At 71.8% G+C, this 21,768-nt stretch carries 21 protein-coding genes; 6 read left to right on the top strand and 15 right to left on the bottom strand.

The features are described from left to right. Positions 1–41: 41 nt before the first annotated feature. Positions 42–1,580: a putative glycoside hydrolase gene (locus tag HUO13_RS13195; RefSeq protein ID WP_249124756.1), complete on the bottom strand. Its 1,539-nt coding sequence runs from the start codon at positions 1,578–1,580 to the stop codon at positions 42–44. 482 nt (positions 1,581–2,062) lie between these two features. Between HUO13_RS13195 and HUO13_RS13190 the strand changes: the two genes are divergently transcribed. Continuing rightward, positions 2,063–2,899 carry a polysaccharide deacetylase family protein gene (locus tag HUO13_RS13190; RefSeq protein WP_349253379.1) on the top strand — a complete coding sequence of 279 codons (837 nt, stop codon included), beginning with the start codon at positions 2,063–2,065 and terminating at the stop codon, positions 2,897–2,899. Between the two features lie 19 nt (positions 2,900–2,918). Here the strand turns inward: HUO13_RS13190 and HUO13_RS13185 are convergent, their stop codons facing one another. Continuing rightward, positions 2,919–4,940 (bottom strand): primosomal protein N', encoded by a 2,022-nt coding sequence (locus HUO13_RS13185; RefSeq protein WP_211901662.1) that lies wholly within the window; start codon positions 4,938–4,940, stop codon positions 2,919–2,921. A 165-nt stretch (positions 4,941–5,105) separates the two neighbouring features. Between HUO13_RS13185 and lysA the strand changes: the two genes are divergently transcribed. Continuing rightward, complete coding sequence (gene lysA / locus HUO13_RS13180; RefSeq protein WP_211901661.1) at positions 5,106–6,431, top strand: diaminopimelate decarboxylase; 1,326 nt, start codon at positions 5,106–5,108, stop codon at positions 6,429–6,431. Positions 6,432–6,518: 87 nt separating this feature from the next. On the opposite strand, the gene HUO13_RS13175 is transcribed toward lysA, so the two are convergent. Beyond that, entirely contained in the window at positions 6,519–7,466 is a 948-nt protein-coding gene (locus HUO13_RS13175; RefSeq protein ID WP_211901660.1) for a helix-turn-helix transcriptional regulator, read from the bottom strand. Positions 7,467–7,526: 60 nt separating this feature from the next. Here HUO13_RS13175 and HUO13_RS13170 point away from each other — a divergent pair, with 60 nt between their 5' ends. After that, the gene (locus HUO13_RS13170) at positions 7,527–8,267 is read left to right on the top strand and encodes an SDR family oxidoreductase (protein ID WP_211901659.1); all 741 of its coding nucleotides are present in this window, start codon (positions 7,527–7,529) and stop codon (positions 8,265–8,267) included. A gap of 67 nt (positions 8,268–8,334) precedes the next feature. Beyond that, entirely contained in the window at positions 8,335–8,793 is a 459-nt protein-coding gene (locus HUO13_RS13165) for a tRNA (cytidine(34)-2'-O)-methyltransferase (protein ID WP_211901658.1), read from the top strand. Here HUO13_RS13165 and HUO13_RS13160 read toward each other — a convergent pair. Then, the gene (locus tag HUO13_RS13160) at positions 8,769–9,488 is read right to left on the bottom strand and encodes a YwaF family protein (protein ID WP_211901657.1); all 720 of its coding nucleotides are present in this window, start codon (positions 9,486–9,488) and stop codon (positions 8,769–8,771) included. The genes HUO13_RS13165 and HUO13_RS13160 overlap by 25 nt on opposite strands. 221 nt (positions 9,489–9,709) lie before the next feature. On the opposite strand from HUO13_RS13160, the gene HUO13_RS13155 reads away from it, so the two are divergent. Continuing rightward, positions 9,710–10,468: a S1 family peptidase gene (locus HUO13_RS13155; RefSeq protein WP_211901656.1), complete on the top strand. Its 759-nt coding sequence runs from the start codon at positions 9,710–9,712 to the stop codon at positions 10,466–10,468. 80 nt (positions 10,469–10,548) lie between these two features. On the opposite strand, the gene metK is transcribed toward HUO13_RS13155, so the two are convergent. From metK to HUO13_RS13110, 9 genes are all read right to left on the bottom strand, one after another. After that, complete coding sequence (gene metK / locus HUO13_RS13150; protein WP_432757855.1) at positions 10,549–11,730, bottom strand: methionine adenosyltransferase; 1,182 nt, start codon at positions 11,728–11,730, stop codon at positions 10,549–10,551. A 116-nt stretch (positions 11,731–11,846) separates the two neighbouring features. Beyond that, positions 11,847–13,100 carry a bifunctional phosphopantothenoylcysteine decarboxylase/phosphopantothenate--cysteine ligase CoaBC gene (gene coaBC, locus HUO13_RS13145; protein ID WP_211901655.1) on the bottom strand — a complete coding sequence of 418 codons (1,254 nt, stop codon included), beginning with the start codon at positions 13,098–13,100 and terminating at the stop codon, positions 11,847–11,849. Continuing rightward, entirely contained in the window at positions 13,097–13,390 is a 294-nt protein-coding gene (rpoZ, locus tag HUO13_RS13140; RefSeq protein WP_211901654.1) for a DNA-directed RNA polymerase subunit omega, read from the bottom strand. Before rpoZ ends, coaBC begins: the two co-directional genes overlap by 4 nt. 232 nt (positions 13,391–13,622) lie before the next feature. Beyond that, a complete protein-coding gene (gmk, locus tag HUO13_RS13135) occupies positions 13,623–14,225 on the bottom strand; it encodes a guanylate kinase (protein ID WP_211901653.1) in 603 nt (200 codons plus the stop codon). Next, entirely contained in the window at positions 14,222–14,539 is a 318-nt protein-coding gene (gene mihF / locus HUO13_RS13130; RefSeq protein ID WP_029621395.1) for an integration host factor, actinobacterial type, read from the bottom strand. The genes gmk and mihF overlap by 4 nt, the downstream gene beginning before the upstream one ends. Positions 14,540–15,602: 1,063 nt before the next feature. Beyond that, entirely contained in the window at positions 15,603–16,382 is a 780-nt protein-coding gene (locus tag HUO13_RS13125) for an ESX secretion-associated protein EspG (RefSeq protein ID WP_211901652.1), read from the bottom strand. A gap of 73 nt (positions 16,383–16,455) precedes the next feature. Then, positions 16,456–17,652 carry a hypothetical protein gene (locus HUO13_RS13120; RefSeq protein ID WP_249124754.1) on the bottom strand — a complete coding sequence of 399 codons (1,197 nt, stop codon included), beginning with the start codon at positions 17,650–17,652 and terminating at the stop codon, positions 16,456–16,458. Positions 17,653–17,720: 68 nt separating this feature from the next. Next, entirely contained in the window at positions 17,721–18,272 is a 552-nt protein-coding gene (locus HUO13_RS13115; RefSeq protein WP_249125098.1) for a DUF3558 domain-containing protein, read from the bottom strand. A gap of 7 nt (positions 18,273–18,279) precedes the next feature. Beyond that, positions 18,280–18,786: a hypothetical protein gene (locus HUO13_RS13110; RefSeq protein ID WP_211901649.1), complete on the bottom strand. Its 507-nt coding sequence runs from the start codon at positions 18,784–18,786 to the stop codon at positions 18,280–18,282. A gap of 307 nt (positions 18,787–19,093) precedes the next feature. Here HUO13_RS13110 and HUO13_RS13105 point away from each other — a divergent pair, with 307 nt between their 5' ends. Then, entirely contained in the window at positions 19,094–20,047 is a 954-nt protein-coding gene (locus HUO13_RS13105) for an alpha/beta hydrolase (RefSeq protein WP_211901648.1), read from the top strand. A gap of 66 nt (positions 20,048–20,113) precedes the next feature. On the opposite strand, the gene HUO13_RS13100 is transcribed toward HUO13_RS13105, so the two are convergent. Further along, positions 20,114–20,596, bottom strand: coding sequence for a hypothetical protein (locus tag HUO13_RS13100; protein ID WP_211901647.1), 483 nt, complete (start codon positions 20,594–20,596; stop codon positions 20,114–20,116). Continuing rightward, the gene (locus HUO13_RS13095) at positions 20,593–21,669 is read right to left on the bottom strand and encodes a serine/threonine-protein kinase (RefSeq protein WP_211901646.1); all 1,077 of its coding nucleotides are present in this window, start codon (positions 21,667–21,669) and stop codon (positions 20,593–20,595) included. Before HUO13_RS13095 ends, HUO13_RS13100 begins: the two co-directional genes overlap by 4 nt. Positions 21,670–21,768: the final 99 nt, after the last annotated feature.

Genomic DNA, 21,768 nt, shown 5'->3' with positions numbered 1-21,768 from the left:
TCCCCCGCGGTCGGCCACGGGGGAAGTGCCCAGGTCGACGGCTAACCCGCCGGGGCGAGCGCCTGGTCGTGGTATCGGCAGTTCGCCGCCCACAGCAGGAACGACGGCATGCCGCCGTCGCCTGCCGCCTTGATCTGGGCCGCCACCTCGGCCGGGCCGTAGGAGGCGCCGAGGCTGAAGTCCTGCAGCCACGGGATGATCTGCACGTCGGTGCCCTCGACCGCCTTGGCGAACTCGGCCAGCGAGTTGCGCACGATCTCGTAGGGCTGGGTGTTGGGGTCGTCCACCCCGAACTCGCCCGGTCCCCAGTGCGACGGGTACACCATCGGCGCGATGTAGTCGGCGTACTGGGCCATCTGCCTGATGTCCTGGGCGATCTGGGTCGGCCGGTTCACCGAGATCCCGAACACCGACGCGCCCAGCAGCGCGCCGCGGGAGCGCACGGCCGGCTGGGTCTGGCGCAGGAAGTCGGCGATGCCCGCCTCCGGCGTGGTCGTCAGGCCGGGGAAGCGCATCTGCTCGATCGCCCCGTCCGGCCGCCGGACGTAGTCGTAGAGGACGTCGTCGAAGCCGAGCGCGGCGGCCTCGGTGGCGATGTCGATGTTGTACTGGCGCACCACCGGGTCGGCGAAGTTGGTGAACGCGTAGCCGCCGTATCCGCCGGTCCACGGCTGCCCGCCCGCGGTCTGCACGACCCGCTCCGGGTGGCCACCGCGCCAGGACGCCTCACCGAGGATCGGGTCCTTGAACGCCACGAGCCTGCCGACCACCCGCACGCCCATGCCGTGCAGCTGGTCGATGGCCTGGCGCGCGTTGTAGTAGCCCTTGACCGCGCCGATCTGGTTGGCCATCGGCACCGCGGAGTCGTAGGGGACCTCGCCGCTCTCGTCCTTGATGTCGAGCTCGACGGTGTCGATGCGGCCCTGCCGCGCCATCTCCAGCACCGGCTCGCGCAGCGTGGCGCTGGTCCAGGCCAGGCCGGTCATGTGCACGGCGCGCATGCCGGGGTGGCGGATGTGCACGGTCATCGTCTTCTCGGTCCGGTTGCCCGCGCGGTCCTCGGCCACCACCTGGACCTCGCGGTCGGGCCGCTCGACGACCGCGGAGAACGCGCCGTTGACGACCTGGGCGGGCTTGCCCGCGACCGTGACCGTGTCGGCGCCCTCCGCCCTTCCGGTCACCGTCACCGGCTTGCCCGGCGACTCCGGCCGCAGCGAGTCGTCGACCCGCAGCACCGGCGGCGTGCTGTCCACTGTGAACTCACGGGTCGTCGTGCTCGACCCGATCATCGAGGGGGTGACGACCTGCAGATGGTGCGGGCCGTCGGCGAGTGCGGCGGTGCGCAACCCGATCGTCCCCCGCTGTTCATCGGTGGGGACCTCGCGGTCGTCGATCAGCACCCGGACCCCGTCGGCGGAACCCGCCTGGATCCGGATCGATTCGGCGGCGTCCTGGGATCGCAACGGGTGCTGGGGAATTCCCCGCACCTCGACGTCCTCAGTGGACACCAGCCACAGCAGCAGGTAGCCGGCCACCAGCACCACCACGGTGCCGACCGCGACCGCTACCCATCTCGGCATGTCGGCCAGAAAGGCCCGGACTCCGGTTCGCAACGTTGACGCCTCTTCGGGCGCAGCATCCGTCACCGCTTTCGCCTCCCCGACTTGGGCGAATTCGTACGGCTGGCAAGGGTTTTCACGCTCGGTCGAAGTTGACCTGCGGTACCACTCTCTCAGGTGACAACTTAAAGATCAATTAACCACATGGAGTATCCACATGACGACTTCGGCTCTCTACGGTGACGGGGGCGAAGCCGCTTTGATCCATCAGGCTGACCGACGGGATGCACGTCATGTGGCCAAGACCGCGCTCCGGGGTCGCCTCGGCGACCCTCCTGATCGCCGCGCTGTGCGCGACCTCCTGCACGACGGGTTCGGCGAACGATGCCGCGATAACCCCACCGCCCCCGCAACAACAACGACCACCAACACCGGCTCCCCCGCCCCCGCCTCCGGCGCCGGAATCGGTTCGGGCCAACGAACTCGGCGACGTACCGGTGCTCATGTACCACCGCATCACCGACGCGCCGGAAAGCGTCTACGACCGGACGCCGGCCGACTTCCGCGCCGAGCTGGAAAGGCTGGCCGCGGAGGGCTACGTCCCGGTCACCGTCAGCGAGTACGCCGCAGGCCGGTTCGACATCCCGGCCGGCACCCACCCCGTCGTGCTCACCTTCGACGACGGGTCGGTGACACAGTTCACTTTGGACGGATCGGGGCGGCCCGCGCCGGGCACCGCGGTGAACATCCTGCTCGAAGTAGCCGCGGCCCACCCCGGCTTCCGCCCGGTGGCGACCTTCTACGTCTTCAACCCGCCGTTCGAGGAGCCGACCGGCGCGCGCGGCCTGAAGTGGTTGCACGACAACGGTTTCGAGATCGGCAACCACACCGTCGACCACCCCAACCTGGGCCAGGTCTCCGGTGCGCAGGCCCAGCAGCAGATCGCCGGCATGCAGCGGGTGATCACCGACGCGGTGCCGGGCCTGGTGGTGCGGTCGCTGGCGCTGCCGCTCGGGGTGCACCCGGACGACGAGAAGCTCGCCGCCGACGGTTCCGCCGACGGCGTCACCTACCACCACGACAGCGTGATGCTGGTCGGCTCGAACCCCGCGCCGTCGCCCTGGTCGGCCGACTTCGACCCCGCCAACATCCCGCGCGTCCGCTCGCAGGGACCTGGTGGCCAGGACGCGGCCTACGGCTCGACGGCGTGGCTCGACAAGCTCGCCGCGGATCCGGACCGCCGCTACACCTCCGACGGTGACCCGAACCGGGTGTCCGCGCCGGGCTCGGTGTCCGAGCAGCCCAACGCCGCCGCGCAGGCCCGCGCGTACCGGTACTGACCCTGCGGAGGCCGCCCGGTCACAGCAGTTCGAGCGGGTCCAGCCGCACCTGCAGCTCGGCCGCCTTGCGCGCGGCGCGCACAGCCTGCGCCTCGTGCAGGGCGGTCGCCAGCGCCCTGCCCTCGGCGCGTTCCACGCGGACGAGCACGCGCTCGCGCTCGGAGTTGCCCTCCTCGTCGACCTCGCCGATCGGCACCGGGCCGAGCACCTCGCCGGTGGCGGGCATCTCGACGACCTCCAGCAGCGACTCGATCGCCTCCGGGGTGCCGTCGACCGCCGCCACCCGCCTGGCGGGCGGGAAGCCCAGCTCCTCCCGGCCCGCCAGCTCCAGCGCGGCGAACCAGGCGGGGTCCCAGCGCACCAGCGCCTGGACCTGTTGCAACGACGAGTCGGCCATGACCACGACCCGTCCGCCGTCCTTGGCCGGACGCACCATCCCCGCCGCCGCGAACCACAACCGCAGCGCCTGCTCGGATGCGCGCAGCTCCGGACGCGACAGCAGCGTCCGCCCGTCCAGGAGCAGCGCGGCGCCGTAGCCGCCCTCCGCGACCGGTTCCGCGCCGGGCGTGCAGACGACCAGCGCGGGCCCGGCGGGCACCGAGTCCAGCACCTCTCCCCCGCCGGAGGTGCGCACCGCGACACCGCTGAACGCCCTGCCGAGCTCCTCGGCGGTCCGGCCCGCGCCCACCGCGACCGCGCGCAGCCGCCGCGATCCGCAGGAGGGGCAGCGGAACGCCGCTTCGGCGGCACCGCACCACCGGCAAGCGGCCGGTTTCGGAGCGCCGTCCTCGGTGCCGCCGGGCAGCGCCAGCGGTCCGGCGCAGCGGCGGCACCGGGCGCTCTCGCGGCAGTCGCCGCAGGCGAGCGCGGGCACGTAACCGCGCCGCGGGACCTGCACGAGCACCGGCGCACCGGCGCGCAACGCGCCGCGGGCGGCCTCGAAGGCCACCGACGGCAGTCGCGCCGCGCGGGCCGCGGGATCGCGCGCGAGCTGGGTGTCGTCCTCGCCGATCGCGGTCACCCGGGGTGCCGCGGCACGCACCTGGTCGCGGTGGGCGACGATCTCGCGCGCCCACCCCGACTGCACGAGCAACGCGGCCTCGGCCGTGCGCGCGAAGCCGCCGACGACCAGCGCCGCGCCGCTCGCGTGCGCGCGGTGGGTGAGCACGTCGCGGGCGTGCGGGTACGGGACCTGCGGGTAGCTGTGCAGGTCGTCGCCGTCGTCCCAGACCACCGCCAGGCCCAGGTCGCGCACCGGCGCGAACATCGCCGCCCGGGTGCCCACGACCACCCGCGTCCTGCCCCGAAGCACCGAAAGCCACCGGCGGTAGCGCTCCGCGGGACCGAGGTCGGAGACCAGCGCGACCACCCCGTCGCCGCCGACCAGCTCGGCGCAGGCCGCGTGCAGGCGCTGGACGTCGCGGTGGTCGGGCACGACGATCACCGCGCCGCGTCCCGCCGAGGCGGCGGTCGCCGCGGCTTCGGCGAGGCGGGTCGGCCAGTCCTCCCCCGGCAGGGCCTGCCACACCGCGCGGGCGGGCCGCCCCGCGTGCACGGCGTCCAAGAAGGACCCGCCGTGCTGATAGGCGCCCCACGCCTCCCCGGAAGGCCGGGCGGGCGCGGGCACCGGTTCGCTGGGCGCCTCCTTCTCGACCTTGGCCTGCCGGGGCGGGATCGCCAGCCGCACCACGTCGCTGAGCATGCCGCCGTAGCGGGCGGCGACCGCGCGGGCCAGCTCCAGCAGCTCGGGCGAGAGCACCGGCTCCGGCGAGTGCACCCGCTCGACCCACAGCAGGTTGCCCTTGAAGTCCGAGCTCTCCCGCCGCTCCAGCAGGAAACCGTCGACGAGCTTGCCGCTGAAGCGCACCCGGACCCGGCAGCCGGGGACCGCGGCCTTGTCCAGCCGGTCTGGCAGCAGGTAGTCGAACGGGCGGTCCAGGTGGGCGGGCAGCGGGACCTCGACGAGCACGCGCGCCACGGGCAGGTGCGGGGCCGCGGTCCGCTCCGCCTTCGCCCCCTTCCGCGTGTCCCCGCCTGCCATGCCTCTTCTCTACCAGACCGCGCCGACGCCGCCGGGCGCGACGTCAAGAGCACGTCAGAACCGGCGTGAGCGCCGTCAGGAGCCCGCCCGGACGGCGCCGCGGCGGCGCCGCCGCGAGTAGGTCTGGGCGGGACAGACTTCCCGCCAGCCGAAGGGAAAGATCCCGTGACCCTCGCCGAGCTGATCCCCAGCCTGCGGACCTGGTTGCCGACGCGACTGGACGAGCGGATCTGGCCGGACCGCACGACGGCGCTGCCCGACGGCGACATCACCGTCGGTGGTGTCTCCCTGGCGCACCTGGCCGAGACCTTCGACACCCCCGGCTACGTCGTGGACGCCGCCACCGTCCGGGCCCGCTGCCGCGCCTACCGGGCGGCGCTGCCCGACGCCGAGATCGCCTACGCGGGCAAGGCGTTCCTGTGCCGTGAGATGGCCGCGCTGGTGGCGGACGAGGGCCTGTCGCTCGACGTGTGCTCCGCCGGGGAGCTCGCCACCGCCCTGGCCGCGGGCGTGCCGGCTCGCCGGATCCTGTTGCACGGCAACGCCAAACCGGACCGCGAGCTGCGCGCGGCGCTTACCGCGGGCGTCGGGCGCGTGGTGCTCGACTCGCTCGGCGAGATCGACCGGCTGGGCGCGCTTGCCACCCGCCGCCAGGACGTGCTGGTCCGCGTCACCCCTGGCGTCGACGGCCACACTCACCGCGCGGTGACCACCGGCGTCGACGACCAGAAGTTCGGGTTCCCGCTGGGTCACGCCGCCGAGGCGGTCGAACACGTCCGGCGGCAGCCCCGGCTCGAACTCGCCGGCCTGCACTGCCACATCGGCTCGCAGATCACCGACGTCGGCGTCTACGAGGAAGCCGTGCGGCGCCTGGTCGCGTTCATGGCCGAGATCGCGCTGCGCCACGGCACGTGCCCGCGGCAGCTCAACATCGGCGGCGGGCATGCCGTCGCCTACCGCAGCGGCGACGCGGAGTTCGACCTGCACGGCCTCGCCGCCCGGATCGGCCGGGTGCTGGCCTTCGAGTGCCGCAAGCACGGGCTGGCCGTGCCGCGGCTGACGCTGGAGCCGGGCCGCGCCATCGCGGCTCGTGCCGGGCTGACGCTGTACCGCGTCGTCACCGTCAAGCGCGGTACCCGCACCTTCGTCGCGGTCGACGGCGGCTTCGCCGACAACCCGCGACCCGCGCTCTACGGCGCCAGCTACGAGGTGCGGCTGCTGGGCCGCGCCAGCACCGCGCCCGGCGCACCGGTCACCGTCGTGGGCCGCCACTGCGAGGCGGGCGACGTGCTGGTGCCCGACGCCGTGCTGCCCGCCGACGTCCGCGCCGGCGACCTGCTGGTGGTGCCGTGCACGGGCGCCTACCACCACTGCATGGCGTCGAACTACAACATGGTCGCCAGGCCGCCGGTCGTCGCGATCAGCGACGGTGCGGCGCGCCCGTGGGTGCGCCGCGAAACCGAGGAGGACCTGCTGCGTCGCGACTCCTGACCGGTCAGTGCCTGTCTTGAGCTCACCTTGCCGGACGGTTCCCGTTGCGAGGGCGGGCCAAGCGGCTGCGTCGCGACGCCTGACCGGTCAGGCCCGCCCGTACCGGTCGGCGAGCCTGCGCGTCGCGGCGCGCAGCTCCGGGGCGTCGAGGACCTCGAAGTCGAGGTCGAGCGCGCCGAGGTAGACCGCGAGCCGGTGCGGCGAGTCCGCGCCCGCCTCTACCACGCAGCGGTGTTCGTCGACCGCCTCGACCAGCCAGGCCGTCGGCGGGACGCGCGCCGCGACGACATCGGCGGGAGCGTGCACCCGCACCCGGGCCCGGTAGTCCCACAGGGTCGCGGCGACGCCGCGCGCGACGTGGGCGGCGAACCCGCCCTCCGGCGGTTCGCGCGGGACGAAGCGCGGACCGCCGGGTGTGCGCAGCCGGATGCGGTCGACCCGGAAAGTGCGCCAGTCGTCGCGCCCGGTGTCCCAGGCGACCAGGTACCAGCGGCGTCCGGTGTGGACCAGGCGGTGCGGCTGCACCGCGCGGGCGCTCGCGACTCCGTCGTGCCCGGTGTAGTCCAACCGCAGCCCTTCGCGGTCGCGGCAGGCCGCCGCGATGGTGGCCAGAAGCCCGGCGTCGACCGCCGGACCGCCACTGGAGACCGGCTGCACGTAGCTCTGCATGGCACCGACGCGGTGCCGGAGCCTCGACGGCAGCACCTGCTCGAGCTTGGCCAGCGCCCGCAGCGAGGTCTCGTCGATGCCGCTCACTCCGCCGGTGGCCGCGGTGCGCAGCCCGACGGCGACCGCGACGGCCTCCTCGTCGTCGAGCAGCAGCGGCGGGAGCGCGGCACCGGCACCGAGGCGGTAGCCGCCGGACGCACCCGGAGTGGCGTGCACCGGGTAACCCAGCCCGCGCAGCCTTTCCACGTCGGCGCGGACGGTGCGGGCCGACACCCCGAGCCGGTCCGCGAGTTGGGGACCGGACCAGTCGCGCCTGCCCTGCAGCAGTCCCAGCAGGCGGAGCAGCCGGGCGGAGGTTTCCAGCATCCGCCCAGTGTCTCCGGAACGCGGAACGAATTCTTCCGCGATGCCGGATCACCTCGCCCCATGAATCCATTCGCAGGGAAGAAGGCGATCGTCGCCGGCGGCTCACGGGGCATCGGCAGGGCCGTGGTGCGGCGGCTGACCGCCGGCGGAGCCGACGTCGTGTTCAGCTACGCCACCGACGACGCGGCCGCCCACGAGCTCACCGCCGAACTCACCGGACTCGGCGCGAAGATCTGGGCCGTGCGGGCCGACTCCGGCTCCCCCGAGCAGGTGGAGCACCTGTTCACCGAGGCCGACGCCCACCTGGGCGGGCTGGACGTGCTGGTCGGCAACGCCGGGATCACCTCGGCGAGCCCGCTCGCCGAGGTCACCGCCGCCGAGTACGACCGGGTCATGGCGGTCAACGCGCGGGGCGCCTTCCTGGCGATCCAGCACGCCGCCCGGCGGATGGGCGAGGGCGGGCGGATCGTCAACATCACCAGCATGAGCACCGCCTACGCGACGCCGGGCGAATCCGTCTACGCCGCGAGCAAGGCGGCCGTCGAGCAGTTCACCCGGGTCGCTGCCAAGGAGCTCGCACCGCGCGGGATCACCGTCAACGCCGTCGCACCCGGCCCGACCGACACCGGCCTGCTGCGCGGCGCCGTGCCCGCGGAGGCGCTGGAGGCCACCGCCGCGATGATCCCGCTCGGCAGGCTCGGCGAGCCGGCCGACATCGCCGATGTCGTCGCGCTGCTGGCCGGGCCGGACTCGCACTGGGTCACCGGGCACACCGTGCTGGCCACGGGCGGACTCGTGTGATCCCCGGCTGGGCGGTCGCGGCGGGTCATTACCATTCCGGCAAGCTCCGGAACCTGAAAGGACCCGCGTGTTCCACGTCGTCTTCTACCACCCCGAGATCCCGGGCAACACCGGGAACGCGATCCGCATGGCCGCCGGTTCCGGCGCCGCCCTGCACCTGATCGAACCGCTGGGGTTCTCGGTGGACGACGCGAAGCTGCGCAGGGCAGGGCTGGACTACCACGACCGCGCCGCCCTGCACGTGCACCCGGATCTGGACGCGGCGTGGACGGCGCTGCGCCCGGACCGGGTGTTCGCGTTCAGCTCGTCGGCCACCCTCTCCTACGAGACGGTGGCCTACCGCCCCGGCGACGTGCTGATGTTCGGGCCGGAGTCGGTCGGACTGCCCCCGGAACTGCTCGAAGCCGACTACGTCACGCCGCTGCGGATCCCGATGCTGCCCGGCAACCGCTCGCTCAACCTCGCCAACTCCGCGGCCATCGCCGTCTACGAGGCGTGGCGTCAGCAGGGCTTCGCCATGCCCTGAACCCGCTGCCGGGTCCACGGCCAGGTCACCAGCGCCCAGGCCGCCATCCCGACCACGAGCTCGACCCCCAGGTACCAGGGCCAGCCGCCCATCAGGTCCAGCAGCGACGGGTTCTCGGGTTTGCTGTTGAGGAACCCGTAATTGGTGCCCGCCCATTCGTTGAAAACCAGAACCGCGACACCCCACGCGAAGGTGACCGCCACCGACCGCCAGTAGTCGCGCCAGTCCGGGCGCATGTCCATTCCCCAGGTGAGGAATGCCGCAGCCCACACCACCACCAGGTGCTGCGCCCAGAAGTCGATGAAATCCAGATGCGGGAAGTCGGGGGCGTCCAGCGCCGGGGTGATCATGGCCTGCGGGGTCAGCGTGAGACCCCAGTAGTAGGTCAGCGCGTAGGCCCACTGGCTGCGCGTCCACAGCGCGTAGGCCGCGGTCATCCACGCCAGGTCGCACAGGTGCAGCGGCAGCGACACCTCCACGTCCCACTGCGACGGCAGCTGCCGGTAGACCAGCATCGGGACCAGGAAGGCCAGCATCACCAGCGCGAACCCGCGAGCGAACCGCCGGGACGCGACCGCGCCCCAGCCGCGGCCCAGCACCGCCAGCACCACCGAGCCCACGACGATCAGGCCCATCAGCACCCAGTGCGACGGCCCGTACGGGGTGAAGGTGCGCTCCACCAGGAGCGGTTCCACCAGCACAGCCTAACCCGGACTCCGCCGAGCCGGTCGGCGAATTGCTCCGTTCGCCGAACAATGCGTCCCGCGGAATTGCTTTCCCAATTGTTTCCCAATTAATCGCCATTATCCGCAGCGGCCGTTCGGCGGTGTGGGACCGGCAGCCCCCGAAGTCATCATTCTTGCCATTCCGCGCTTTCTCCGCGCGGCGATCGCTGCTCTTCCGGAGGGGAATGACCATGGGAACCTGGCGGAAATCCGCGGCGGTGCTGGGCGTGGCGGCGATGGCCTGCGCCACGGCGCTGGCCACCACCGCGACGGCCGGTGCCGACGAGCCCGGCACCTACATCGTGGGCGGCGGTGAGGTGCAGACCGAGACGCCGTGGATCTCAGCGCTGCACAACGGCGGTTCGTTCACCTGCACCTCGTCCATCGTGGCCAGCACCTGGGTGATCACCGCCGCGCACTGCGTCGACGGCGGCGGCGACTTCTCGGTGCGCATCGGCTCGCTGCAACGCAGCAGCGGCGGCACCGAGGCGCAGGTGTCGGAAGTCTTCATCCACCCCGACTACAACTGGCCCACCAGCGACATCGCGCTGCTCAAGCTCGACCGGGAGGTGCAGACCGAGTACTCGCCGCTGGCCACCGCCGAGGACCTGGCCGACGGCCAGGCCGCCACCGTGATGGGCTGGGGCTCGGAGAAGCCGGACTGGTCGGGCCCGCTGCCGGAGAACCTCAAGTACGCCGACGGCACCGTCAGCGACGCCACCTGCGAGCTGGACAACCTCAGCACCCCGGTGCTGTGCACCGACACCGACGGCAGCGTCGCAGGCGGCGACTCGGGCGGTCCGGTGCTGGTCAAGAGCCCGGCGACCGGCCGGATCGTGCAGGGCGGCGTCTGCGCCATCGGCCACCAGCCCGCGGGCAGCGGCTGGGCCGGCTACACCAGCGTCGTCGCGCACGCCGACTGGATCGCCCAGACCATGGGCACCGCCTGACGGCTCCCCCCAGAACGACAGCGGGCGGGTGGCGACCGGTCTCCCGGTACCACCCGCCCGCGATCGGCGTCTGGAAAGGCTCAGGCGTTGGCGGCCGACTTCAGCGCCTCGGCGCGGTCGGTGCGCTCCCACGGCAGGTCCAGGTCCGGGCGCCCGAAGTGGCCGTAGGCGGCCGTCGGCCCGTAGATCGGACGCAGCAGGTCCAGGTCGCGGATGATCGCGGCCGGGCGCAGGTCGAAGACCTCGTTGATCGCCGACTGGATGCGTGCCGGGTCGACGTTCTCGGTGCCGAAGGTCTCCACGAACAGGCCGACCGGGGCCGCCGCGCCGATGGCGTAGGCGACCTGCACCTCGATGCGGCTGGCCAGACCGGCGGCGACCGCGTTCTTGGCCACCCAGCGGGTCGCGTAGGCCGCCGAGCGGTCCACCTTGGACGGGTCCTTGCCGGAGAAGGCGCCACCGCCGTGGCGGGCCATGCCGCCGTAGGTGTCGACGATGATCTTGCGGCCGGTCAGGCCGGCGTCGCCCATCGGGCCGCCGACCACGAAGCGGCCGGTCGGGTTGACCAGCAGGCGGACGTCGGCGGTGTCGATGTCCAGGCCGTCGATCTCCGGACCCACGACCTGCTCGCGCACGTCGACGCCGAGCATCTTGTCGAGGTCGATGTCGGCGGCGTGCTGGCTGGAGACCACCACGGTGTCGAGCTTGACCGCCTGGTCACCGGCGTACTCGATGGTGACCTGGGTCTTGCCGTCCGGGCGCAGGTACGGCAGCACGCCGTCCTTGCGGACCTTGGTCAGCCGCCGCGACAGCCGGTGCGCCAGCGCGATCGGCAGCGGCATGTACTCCGGGGTGTCGTCGCAGGCGTAGCCGAACATCAGGCCCTGGTCGCCCGCGCCCTGCTTGGCGATCTCGTCGATGACGCCCTCGACGCGGGTCTCGTAGCCGGTGTCGACGCCCTGGGCGATGTCGGGGGACTGGGCGCCGATGGCGATGTTGACGCCGCAGGAATTGCCGTCGAAGCCCTTGGCGGAGGAGTCGTAGCCGATCTCCAGGATCTTGTCCCGCACGATCGTCGGGATGTCGGCGTAGGCCTCGGTGGTCACCTCACCGGCCACGTGCACCTGACCGGTGGTGACCAGCGTCTCCACCGCCACGCGGGACCGCGGGTCCTGGGCGAGCAGGGCGTCGAGGATCGAGTCGCTGATCGCGTCGCAGATCTTGTCCGGGTGACCTTCGGTCACGGACTCACTGGTGAACAACCTGCGGCCGGCTCCGCGCAGGTCATGCTGCTGACTCACAACTCTCCCTGGATGGTTCGAAGACTACGCCGCCGCGGTGCGGTGCGGCGGGAACTGCTCTGAGATTTGCCCTGAGGTTACTGTCGCCCCAGCCGCAGGCTGACCGCGTCCCACAATGTGGACGCCAGCAGCGACTTGGAGCCGTGGCGGATCGGGCTCTCGGCGCCGTCGGCGGCCAGCAGCCAGCCCGCGTTGTCCTCGCCCTCGAAAGCACCGCCGTCGCCGACGGCGTTGACGACCAGCAGGTCGCAGCCCTTGCGGGCGAGCTTCACGCGACCGTAGTCGAGGACCGTCGTGCCGGGGTCACCGGTCTCGGCGGCGAACCCGACGATCACCGGCACCCGCAGCCGCCCGTCCCGGCGCGCCTGCACCAGCTCGGCGAGGATGTCGGGGTTGCGGGTCAGCTTGACCGGGTCCGGGTCCTGGTCGGCCTTCTTGATCTTGTGCTCGGCCAGCGACACCGGCCGGAAGTCGGCGACCGCGGCGGCCATCACCACCGCGTCGGCACCGTCGGACTCGGCCAGCATCGCGGCGCGCATCTCCTCGGCCGTGCCCGCCCTGACCACCCGCACCCCGGCGGGTGCCACCAGGTCGGCGGTGTGAGCCGCCACCAGCGTGACGTCGGCGCCGCGGTGCGCGGCGACCCGGGCCAGCGCGTAGCCCTGGCGCCCGGACGAGCGATTGCCCAGGTAGCGCACCGGGTCGAGCGGCTCCCGGTTGCCACCCGCGGAGACCACGACGCGGCGGCCCGCCAGGTCGTGGGGCAGCGCGGCGGGTTCGGCAAGCAGGAGCCGGGCCAGGTCGACGATCTCGGCCGGGTCGGGCAGCCGGCCCTTGCCGGTGTCGGCGCCGGTGAGCCGCCCGCTGTCGGGCTCGGCCACCACGACGCCCCGGCTGCGCAGCAGGGCGACGTTGTCGCGCGTCGCGGCGTGCTCCCACATCTCGGTGTGCATCGCGGGCACCAGCAGCACCGGGCACCGGGCGGTGAGCAGCGTCGAGGTCAGCAGGTCGTCGGCCATGCCGTGGGCGGCGCGGGCCATGAGGTCGGCGGTCGCCGGGGCGACCACGACCAGGTCGGCCTCCTGGCCGAGCCGGACGTGCGGCACCTGCTCGACGTCGGTGAAGACGCCGGTCTGCACGGGCTGCCCGGACAGCGCCTCGAAGGTGGCGGCGCCGACGAAGCGCAACGCCGCCTCGGTCGGGACCACGCGCACGTGGTGCCCGGACTCGGTGAGCCTGCGCAGCACCTCGCACGCCTTGTAGGCGGCGATGCCGCCACCGACGCCGAGGACCACCCGCGGCGGGCGGTCCTCGGCGCGCGGGGTCGTCATTCGCCTTCGGTGTGCTCGAGCACGCCGGCGTGGATCTCGCGAAGCGCGATCGACAGCGGCTTCTCCCGCGGGCCCGGCTCGACCAGCGGGCCGACGTACTCCAGCAGGCCCTCGCCGAGCTGCGCGTAGTAGTCGTTGATCTGCCGCGCGCGCTTGGCGGAGTAGATCACCAGCGCGTACTTCGAGCTGACCTGCTCGAGCAGGTCGTCGATCGGCGGGTTGGTGATGCCCTCCGGGGCGTTGAGCGACGGGCTGCTGTTGAGCGCAGCCAGAGCGTTGGGGGTGCTCACGTGAGTGGCTCCTGCTCCTCGTGAATGAACGGGCACCGGTGCCGGTGCCGGGCTTGTGCGCCGACGGGCGCTGCGGGCGTCCGGCCGTGCCGACCGGCTCCAGGCCCGGCAGGGGCCGGTCCTGGCGGGCCGGGCTCGCTGGGCTTGGTCCGCTCGGCGGCAGCCGTCCGACCGCCCCCGTCCGGCTGCGCGTCGGCGCGAACCGGGTCGCCCCGGTCCGCGTCGAACGGTCTCACCGTTGGCGGCCGACCACCAATCCTATCAATTCGCTGGTCGCCGACCGCACGTCGGCGTTGACCACGGTCGCGTCGAACTCCGACTCGGCGGCGAGCTCCTCGCGCGCGGTCTCCAGGCGCTTGCGCACCACCTCGGGGTCCTCGGTGCCGCGGCCGGTCAGCCGCTCCACCAGCACCTCCCACGACGGCGGCAGCAGCATCACCAGCTGCGCCTCGGGCATTGCCCGACGCACCTGGCGGGCGCCCTGCAGCTCGATCTCCAGCACCGCCGCCCGGCCCGCGGTCAGCGCGGCCTCGACCGGCCTGCGCGGGGTCCCGTAGAGGTTGCCCGCGTAGCGGGCGTGCTCGAGCATCTCGCCCGCGGCCACCATCCGCTCGAACTCCGCGGTGTCGACGAAGTGGTAGTGCACCCCGTCGACCTCACCCTCCCGGGGCGGTCTGGTGGTGGCCGAGACGCTGAAGAACACCTCGGGTGCCTGCCTGCGCAGCTCGTTCAGCACGCTGGACTTGCCGACGCCGGAAGGCCCGGAAACGACGGTGAGCCGAGGCCGACCCTGGCGGGTGGGCCCCGGCTCAACGCCGGTTTTCGCGTCGATCACTCGCCGCTGAACTCGGCGAGCAGCGCCTTGCGCTGCCGCTCACCGAGGCCACGCAGCCGACGGCTGTTGGCGATCTCCAGCCGCTCCATGATCTGCTGAGCGCGCACCTTGCCGACGCCGGGCAGGGCCTCGAGAAGGGCGGAGACCTTCATCTTGCCCAAGACCTCGTTCTCGTCGGCGTCCTGCAGGACCTGGGCCAGGCTGGTTCCGCCTCGCTTGAGGCGCTCCTTGAGCTCAGCTCGGGCGCGACGGGCGGCAGCCGCCTTTTCCAAAGCTGCTGCCCGCTGCTCCTCGGTCAGCTGGGGAAGGGCCACCATGTCCTCCGTGATGTGGGGTTTCTCTTGATCGGTGCGGCGACGGTACCGAGCCTGCCCTGCCGGGTTCCACGCGGGTCCGACTTTTGCGAGCGAGGTTCACCGGGGGTTCCGCCGCCTGGCCCTCCAGGACCGCTCGTACACGGCACGCACGAGCACGGGGCCGCTGCAAGTACTACCAACAAAGCCGCTGAAGTGCACTAATCTCAGCCAAAACTGTTCCGATGTGTCCGATTTCCGGGCAGTTGAGCGACGCTGGGGGTGTCATCGCAGGTCAGCTCGGGCTCCGCGGAGCGCATGCGGACGAGTGACGAAGACCTCCGTCCTGGGGCGCCGCAGGCGCCGGTTCACCGGGCCGCGGGCATCGGTTCAGAGCCCTTGGAGCGCCCTCCTACCGGTCGGTAACCGGGCGGCTGGGCGCCCCGCGGGGCGGCACTCGACTGCGACGGAGCGCGTCACCGCGCGTAGCGCCGGTGACCTCCGGTGATGTACTCCACTCGGAGCAACGGTCTCGCCGAACGGCGCCGCGGGTGTGGCGCGACGCGGCCACGGCGGCACCGGCAGGGCCGCCGCACGGCAGAATCACGCCAGCTTGCGGGGCGGACGACCTTGCGCGGGCGTACCCGCCTGGGTTTGACGTGCATCTCTTTCGCAGTGACCGTTGCTACCTCGGATGGCGGGCCGGATAGGCCGAATGGCTTTCCACACCCGCACCATTCGGAGCCGCTGTTACCGGGTCGGCCCTGCCGCGTGTTGCGGGGTTGCTGCGGGCTGTGGCCGTGCCCGGCGGGTCTTCTACCAGCGGGGCAGGCACGAAACCGTCGCTATGCGCGTTGTAGCGGCTCTCTCAGCCGTTCTGACGGCTCCGAGATGCCCGTTGAAGCCCGGTCCTGTTCCTCAGGAAGGCGCGCCGCGTCTGTCCGCCCATCTCGTGCGCACAGCCGCCTCAGCGGCGTCGTAGAACCGCCGCTCCTCTGGTTCGTCCCAGGTGGGCCGACATGCGAAACCGGGCGGCCGCCGGGTGTCCCCGTCAGCCGCCCGGTGGGCGTCGAGCGCGCGCCGCTCAGTCGCGCGGAATGGACTTCAGCAGGTCCTGGACGCGCGGGGCGAGCTTGGCCTTGTCGATCGGGGCGATCGTCGTCCACGGTTCGCCGCTGCGCCGGCTCTCCTCCATGAAGTACCAGCCCTTGGCGTTGGCGAAGCAGTTCGTGACGACGGCACCCCTGGCCCGCTTGCCGTGGCCGTCCATGACGGCGGCGCCGAACTGCGCGAACGACGTGCGCTTTCCGCCGGCCATGTCGATGAGGGCGCGGGCGTCGTCGCGGCGGACGCCGTTGCGGGCCAGGCCCTCGGCCATCGCCAGGTCGGACTTGCCCGCCTCCTTCGCGGCCTTCTCCATCTGCGCGCTGCGCAGCGACACCGCGCGCCCCGGCCCGGCCTTGAGATCGGGCAGGACGCTCAGCAACGCCCGCACCATCGAGTCGGTGGGCAATGCCTGCAACTGCACGCGGTCCTCGGTCTGCACGGCCAGCGTGGCGTTGGCCCGGACGGCGGCGACCATGCCGCTCAGCTTGCGCTGCTCGCCGTCCACGAGCCGGCGGAAGGTCACGTCGAACGCCCGCTCGTAGCGGTGCAAGGGCAGAAACAGGCCGTAGATGTCGTCTTCGCGGTCCCGGTCACCGAAACCGAGACCGCGAAGCTCGTCCCAGGCGCGCTGCTCGGCCGCGCGGCGCTCGGACTGCAGGACGCCTTCCGAGAGCACGTTCAGCACGATCGGCTTGGTGCCGAGCTTGAAGTGCTTCCACGCCTCGTAGAACGCCTGCTTCGACAACTCGATCTTCACGACTGCTCCCCAGCCTTGCGCGGGCGGCACCCTCGTTGCCCGGCGCCGCCCGCGATTCCTGTTCTGTTAGGGCTTACTTCTGGTTCCAGTCACCGAAGACCGGAGGGGCCACCTTCGGCAGCTCGTCGTCGAAGAAGCCGTGGTCGCCCTTGAGGTAGTCGGGGGTCTCGTGCTCGAGGTCCTCCTCGCCCTCCTGGCCACGGCCGCGCGCTCCCGCGCCGCCCATGGCACCGGCGCCACCGCGGCCGCCCGCGCCACCGGCACCTCCGGCGCCGGGAACTCCGCCGCCGACACCGGCACGGCCGCCGGCTCCGACGCCGGACTGCCCGCCCGGTCCGAGCGCGCCGCGCCCGCCACCTGCGCCGACACCGCCGCCGGAGCGACCACCGGCACCGACGCCGGGGCCACGGCCTCCGCCGGAACCACCGCGACCGGTACCGCCACCCTGGTTCGGGCCCTGGCCGCCGCCCGGGGGGATGATCCCGGTGTTGGGACCGTACGGGTTGTTCGGGCCCTGGGGACCAGGACGCCAGCCGCTGTCACCAGGACCGCGCGTGCTGCCGTCCCAGTTCGGCGTCGTGGTCGACGGCGGCGTGTAGCCACCACCGGAACCGCCAGAACCGCCGGAGCCGGAACCACCGGAACCGAAGCCGCCGGAACCACCGCTGTAACCGGCACTGCCCGAACCGGCGGGCACTCCGCCACCGGTGCCGCCACCCGGCGCGGGCGTCATGCCTCCGACGCCGGTGTGCTGGCCACCGGACACCGTGGTCTCCATGCCACCGGGCGGCGGCGGGGTGAACACGGCGCTGGCACCGACAGTGCTCTGCGAGGCGCTGTCGTAGTTGTTGAAGGCCGTCACGGCCTCCTGGCGGAGCTTCTCGTTGTGCGCCTTGGCCGCCTCAGCATCGGTCTGGCCGTTCCACATGCTGTCCCAGCCCTCTTCGATCCAGGTGTCGTCCGGGACGGACTGCTCCTCACCCGAGGCCGGGATCGAGGAGTGGACCTTCTTGAAGGCTTCGCCCTGCTCAGTCATGATCTGCGACTGTGCCTGCGCGTTCTCCGCAGTCACTTCGGTCCACAGCACGACGGGAGCGACGGCGTCCTGCATCGCCTCGCCGGACTTGGACTGCATGATGACGCCCGCTTCGTTGAGCTTCGTGCTCACTTTCTCCGCGAGCGAGAGCAGGTAGTCCTTCTCACTCGACCATTCGGCAGAGTTGTCGTAGAGCGGCTGCGCACCCTTACCGGACTCGACCCACTTCCGCATCTGGTCCAGCGAGGACCCCTGGAAATCCGATGGTTCTATTTGCCGTGTGTCGCCCATCTCTCAGCCCCTCACGCGTTCGGCAGATTCTGCACCGCTGCCTCGGTGAACCGCTCAGCGACCTGACACAGATCCGCTCCGGGATCCTCCGGACTGAGCTTTGTGACGTTCGCGATCAAGAATCCGTTATCAGCGACATCGGCATAGAGCACACATCCGTCGCCGATCTTGAACTCGGTCACGGGATAGCCGGCCACGTCACCGACCTTGACCGGTTCGCGTGCCGTTTCCCCGATCGTTTGCGCATACGAGGCCCCGCCGCTCACCGCAACGAAGGCGCCCCAGCCAGGAGTTCCAGCCATTCCCTTCTGGTACTGACAGCCTGGCTTGTCGTTCGAAGTTCGCTCGCGCGGTTTCTGATCGGCACCCGCGGCTTTCCACTGGGATTCGCTGACTACCGAACACTTGTCAGCGATCTCCACGGCTTTTGCCGGTCCAGTGCGAGGGGCACCTTGCCCCTCGCTCGCCGTCGCGGAAGGCACTTGGCCACCGGGCGGCGTTTGGCCTTCGGTGCTCCCGCCACATCCCGCCAGCACGAGGCTGGCTGCTACCGAACCGATCATGAGTGCCTTAAGCTTCAAGACTTCCTCCGTTGAAGCTGCCCGCAGCATCCTGGTCGTTCGTGCGCGTCTGCTGCGCACTCGCGCGAAGGTTCGCCGCTGTGTCGCTGAATACCTTGGCAAGCTTCTGAAAGTTTTCCAGGTAACCGTCGCCGCTCCCAGTCGCCACCTGCACGTACGTATCGGCAGCCTGGGTGCTCACCGGATCCTTGCCGGGCGGCGGAATCAGAGTCAAGGTCTCTTGGCGATCCATGGCCCTGTCGAGGATCGCCTGGGCCTCGTCATCGAAGAACCGGGCCAGCTTGTCAACCTGGTCGGGATCCACGAGCATGGTCGTACCCGCCGACGCCGCCTCCGCGGCATTCGCCTTCCGCGCCGCGCGCGCCATGGTCACCGCACTCTGGGCCATCGCGACCGGACCAGCCATCGGCAGAGCGCCCATCGCCTGCGCGCGGTCCAACTCCCGCTGGTCATATGCATCCAACGGTATCTGGTTGCCTCCCTCGTCACCGGCCACCGAAGACTCCCCTCGTCACCCATGCCACCGGCCCGAGCACGGCAGCTGATCACCTACCAGCAGGGCAACGTTAGCGCATCACGGTGACGTCCAGGCATGGGTTTGGAAAAGGAAGCCAATACGACATCCGGGTGGTTTCCGCCCAGTGGGCGTGAAGTGTGTCGCAGGGGTGTTCCGGCAGGTACGGCAGCCGGACGGAGACGCGGCTGAGCGAATTGCGGGCAGTGCGCTCGCCCAGTCGGCCGCGGGGAAGAAGCGCGGCGCCCCGGGTGTCGCGGCCGGCGGGCTCACCGATCAAACTATGCGCGTGGAAGCAGACATTCTCGGTGAGCCGTATCGGTCCAGGACGCTGACGTTTCCGGTGCGTGGTGGCGGTGAGGCCGTCGCGACGTTGGTGCACCGAGCAGCGGAGCCGGCCGAGCGGGACACGGAGTCCGCCGAGCGGGGTGCCGTGCTGTACGTGCACGGCTTCTGCGACTACTTCTTCCAGGACCACCTGGCCACGCACTTCGTCGAGCGCGGGTACGACTTCTACGCGCTGGATCTGCGCGGCTACGGACGGTCGATGCGGCCGGGAATGTTGCCGAACTACGTCACGGACCTGTCCGAGCACTTCGAGGAGCTCGACGCCGCCGCCGAGGTCATCAGGGAGGCCGGACACTCCCGCCTGGTGGTGCTCGGCCACTCCACCGGCGGCCTGATCACGGCGTTGTGGGCCGATGCCCGCCCCGGCGCGGTGGATGCGCTGGTGCTCAACAGCCCGTGGCTGGACCTGTCGGAGTCGTGGTTCCACCGCACCGTGACGACCACCGTGAACCACGTGCTGCGGCGCGTGCTGCCGAAGTCGGTGGTGCGGCGCGGGGTGGCACCTACCTACGCTCACTGCCTGCTCCGGGAGCATCACGGGGAGTGGGATTACCGCTTGGACTGGAAGCCGGTCGAGGCCTTCCCGATCCGTTCGGCGTGGATCAGCGCGGTGCGGCGCGGCCACGCCCGGGTCCAGCGCGGGCTGTCGGTGAGCGCACCCGTGCTCGTGCTGCACTCGGCGCGCAGCCTGCTGCACCGCAAGCAATGGGAGCCCGCGGCGATGACCGCCGACACCGTGCTGGACGTGGAGCAGATCGCGCGGTGGGCGCCGAAGATCGGACCGGACGTCACGACGGTGGCGATCCAGGACGGGCTGCACGACCTGGCGTTGTCGGGACCGCCCGCGCGGGAGAAGTTCTTCGCCGAGATCGACGCCTGGCTGGCAGACAGGTAGACGGGGCGGCTCGACCGCGCCGAACCCACGCGGCCCGGCAACCACGACACGCGCCGGGTTGCGGCCTCACTGGCCGGTCTTCTCGCGCTCCTCCATGCGCTGCTTGCGCTGTTCCTCGATGCGCTTGCGCAGTTCTTCCAGCCAGTCCTGCTTGTCCTTCTGCTTCTCCTCCTCTTGTTCCTGCTGCTCCTCGTCCATGTTCTCCTGCGGCGCGGGAGTGGGAACCGTCACCGTGACGGGAGGCGGCGGTGCGGGCGGATCCATGGTGCGCACGTCCTCGGCGACCCGGTCCGCCGCCTCGAGGACGGTCCCCGCGTTGGCGGGGTCCATCCGCCCCTGGGCCTGCGCGGCGGCGATGCTGCGGGTGAGGTCGGCGAGGGCGGCCTCGGCGGCGGGGCGGTCGTGGCGCGTGGCCGCAGCCTTCACCGACTCCACTCCGGCGATCAACTGCTGGCGCACCTGCGGGTCCACCGCCGGTTGCTGCTCGCTCCCGCAAGCCGCGAGCAGCGCGAGAACAGGCGGGACGATCGGGAGCAGGAAGCGTTTCATTGCCGCACCAGGCTTTCGAGGTTGGCGAGGTCTTCCGGCAGGCGCGCGACCCCGGGTGGCCCGGAGGCCGGTGGCAGCGTCGGTCCGGGCGCTGGTTCCGGCGGCTGCTGGAGCAGCAGGAGCAGCGCGACCACGACGGCCACCGCGCCGACACCGGCGAGCGGCCACTGCCACCGGCGCCGCTTCGGCTCCGGAGCGGGTGCCGGTTCCTGCACGAGCTCATCGGCGGCGATCTGCCTGGTCGGCGGGCGGGGCGTCTCTGTGGGCACGGCCGGGATCAGGTCGGTCGCCTCACCGCTGAGCAGGTCCGCGCACCGCTCGGCCGACGGCCGTTCGTGCGGTGCGGTGGCGGTCATCGCCCGCAGGATGCCGCGCAGCGGTTCCGGCAGCGAGTCGGGCACGAAGGGTGAGCGCGTCAACCGCGCGAGTGCGGATTCGGGCCCGGTACCGGGGTATTCGGTGCGGCCCGTCACGCATTCCAGGAGCACCAGGCCGAGCGCGTAGACGTCGACCGGGTGGCCGACGCCGCTGCCTCGCACCTGTTCCGGCGCCATGTAGGTGGCGGTGCCCATGATCGCCCCGGAGCTGGTCATGCGGCCGACGGCGTCGATCAGCCGGGAGATGCCGAAGTCGGCGAGGTAGACCCGGCCGTCCCGCGCGACCAGCACGTTCGACGGTTTGACGTCGCGGTGCACGATGCCGTTGGCGTGCACGTACGCGAGCACGTCGGCCAGCCGGTGCCCGAGGTCGGCGACCTGCGCGGGCGTCAGCGGACCCGACTCCACGATGTCGGCCAGCGTCTGCCCCTCAACCAGCTGCATGACCAGGTAGAGCTCGTCGCCGCCCGCGCTGTAGTCGAAGACGGGCACCAGGCCGGGATGGCTGAGCCCGGCCAGCAGCCGCGCCTCCTCCTCGAACCGCGAGCGGCCGGTCTCGTCGGTGCCCGACCGGAAGACCTTCACCGCGACCAGCCGTTCCAGGCGGGTGTCCATCGCCCGGTAGACATCGGCCATACCGCCGCCGCCGAGGCAGGCGCCCAACCGGTAGCGCCCGCCGAGCACGCCTTCCACCATCGGCCCTCCGTACGGTTCCTCGCCACGACCATAAACGAGGACCTACTCGGCGGTATCGGCAGCGCGGGGAAGGCGGACGTTCGCGCACCGCACGGCTGG

Origin of the sequence: Saccharopolyspora erythraea, assembly GCF_018141105.1 — a bacterium.
GTDB classification, from domain to species: Bacteria; Actinomycetota; Actinomycetes; order Mycobacteriales; family Pseudonocardiaceae; genus Saccharopolyspora_D; species Saccharopolyspora_D erythraea_A.
The sequence above is the reverse complement of the archived record's forward strand: the minus strand, read 5'-3'. Positions and strand labels throughout refer to the sequence as shown.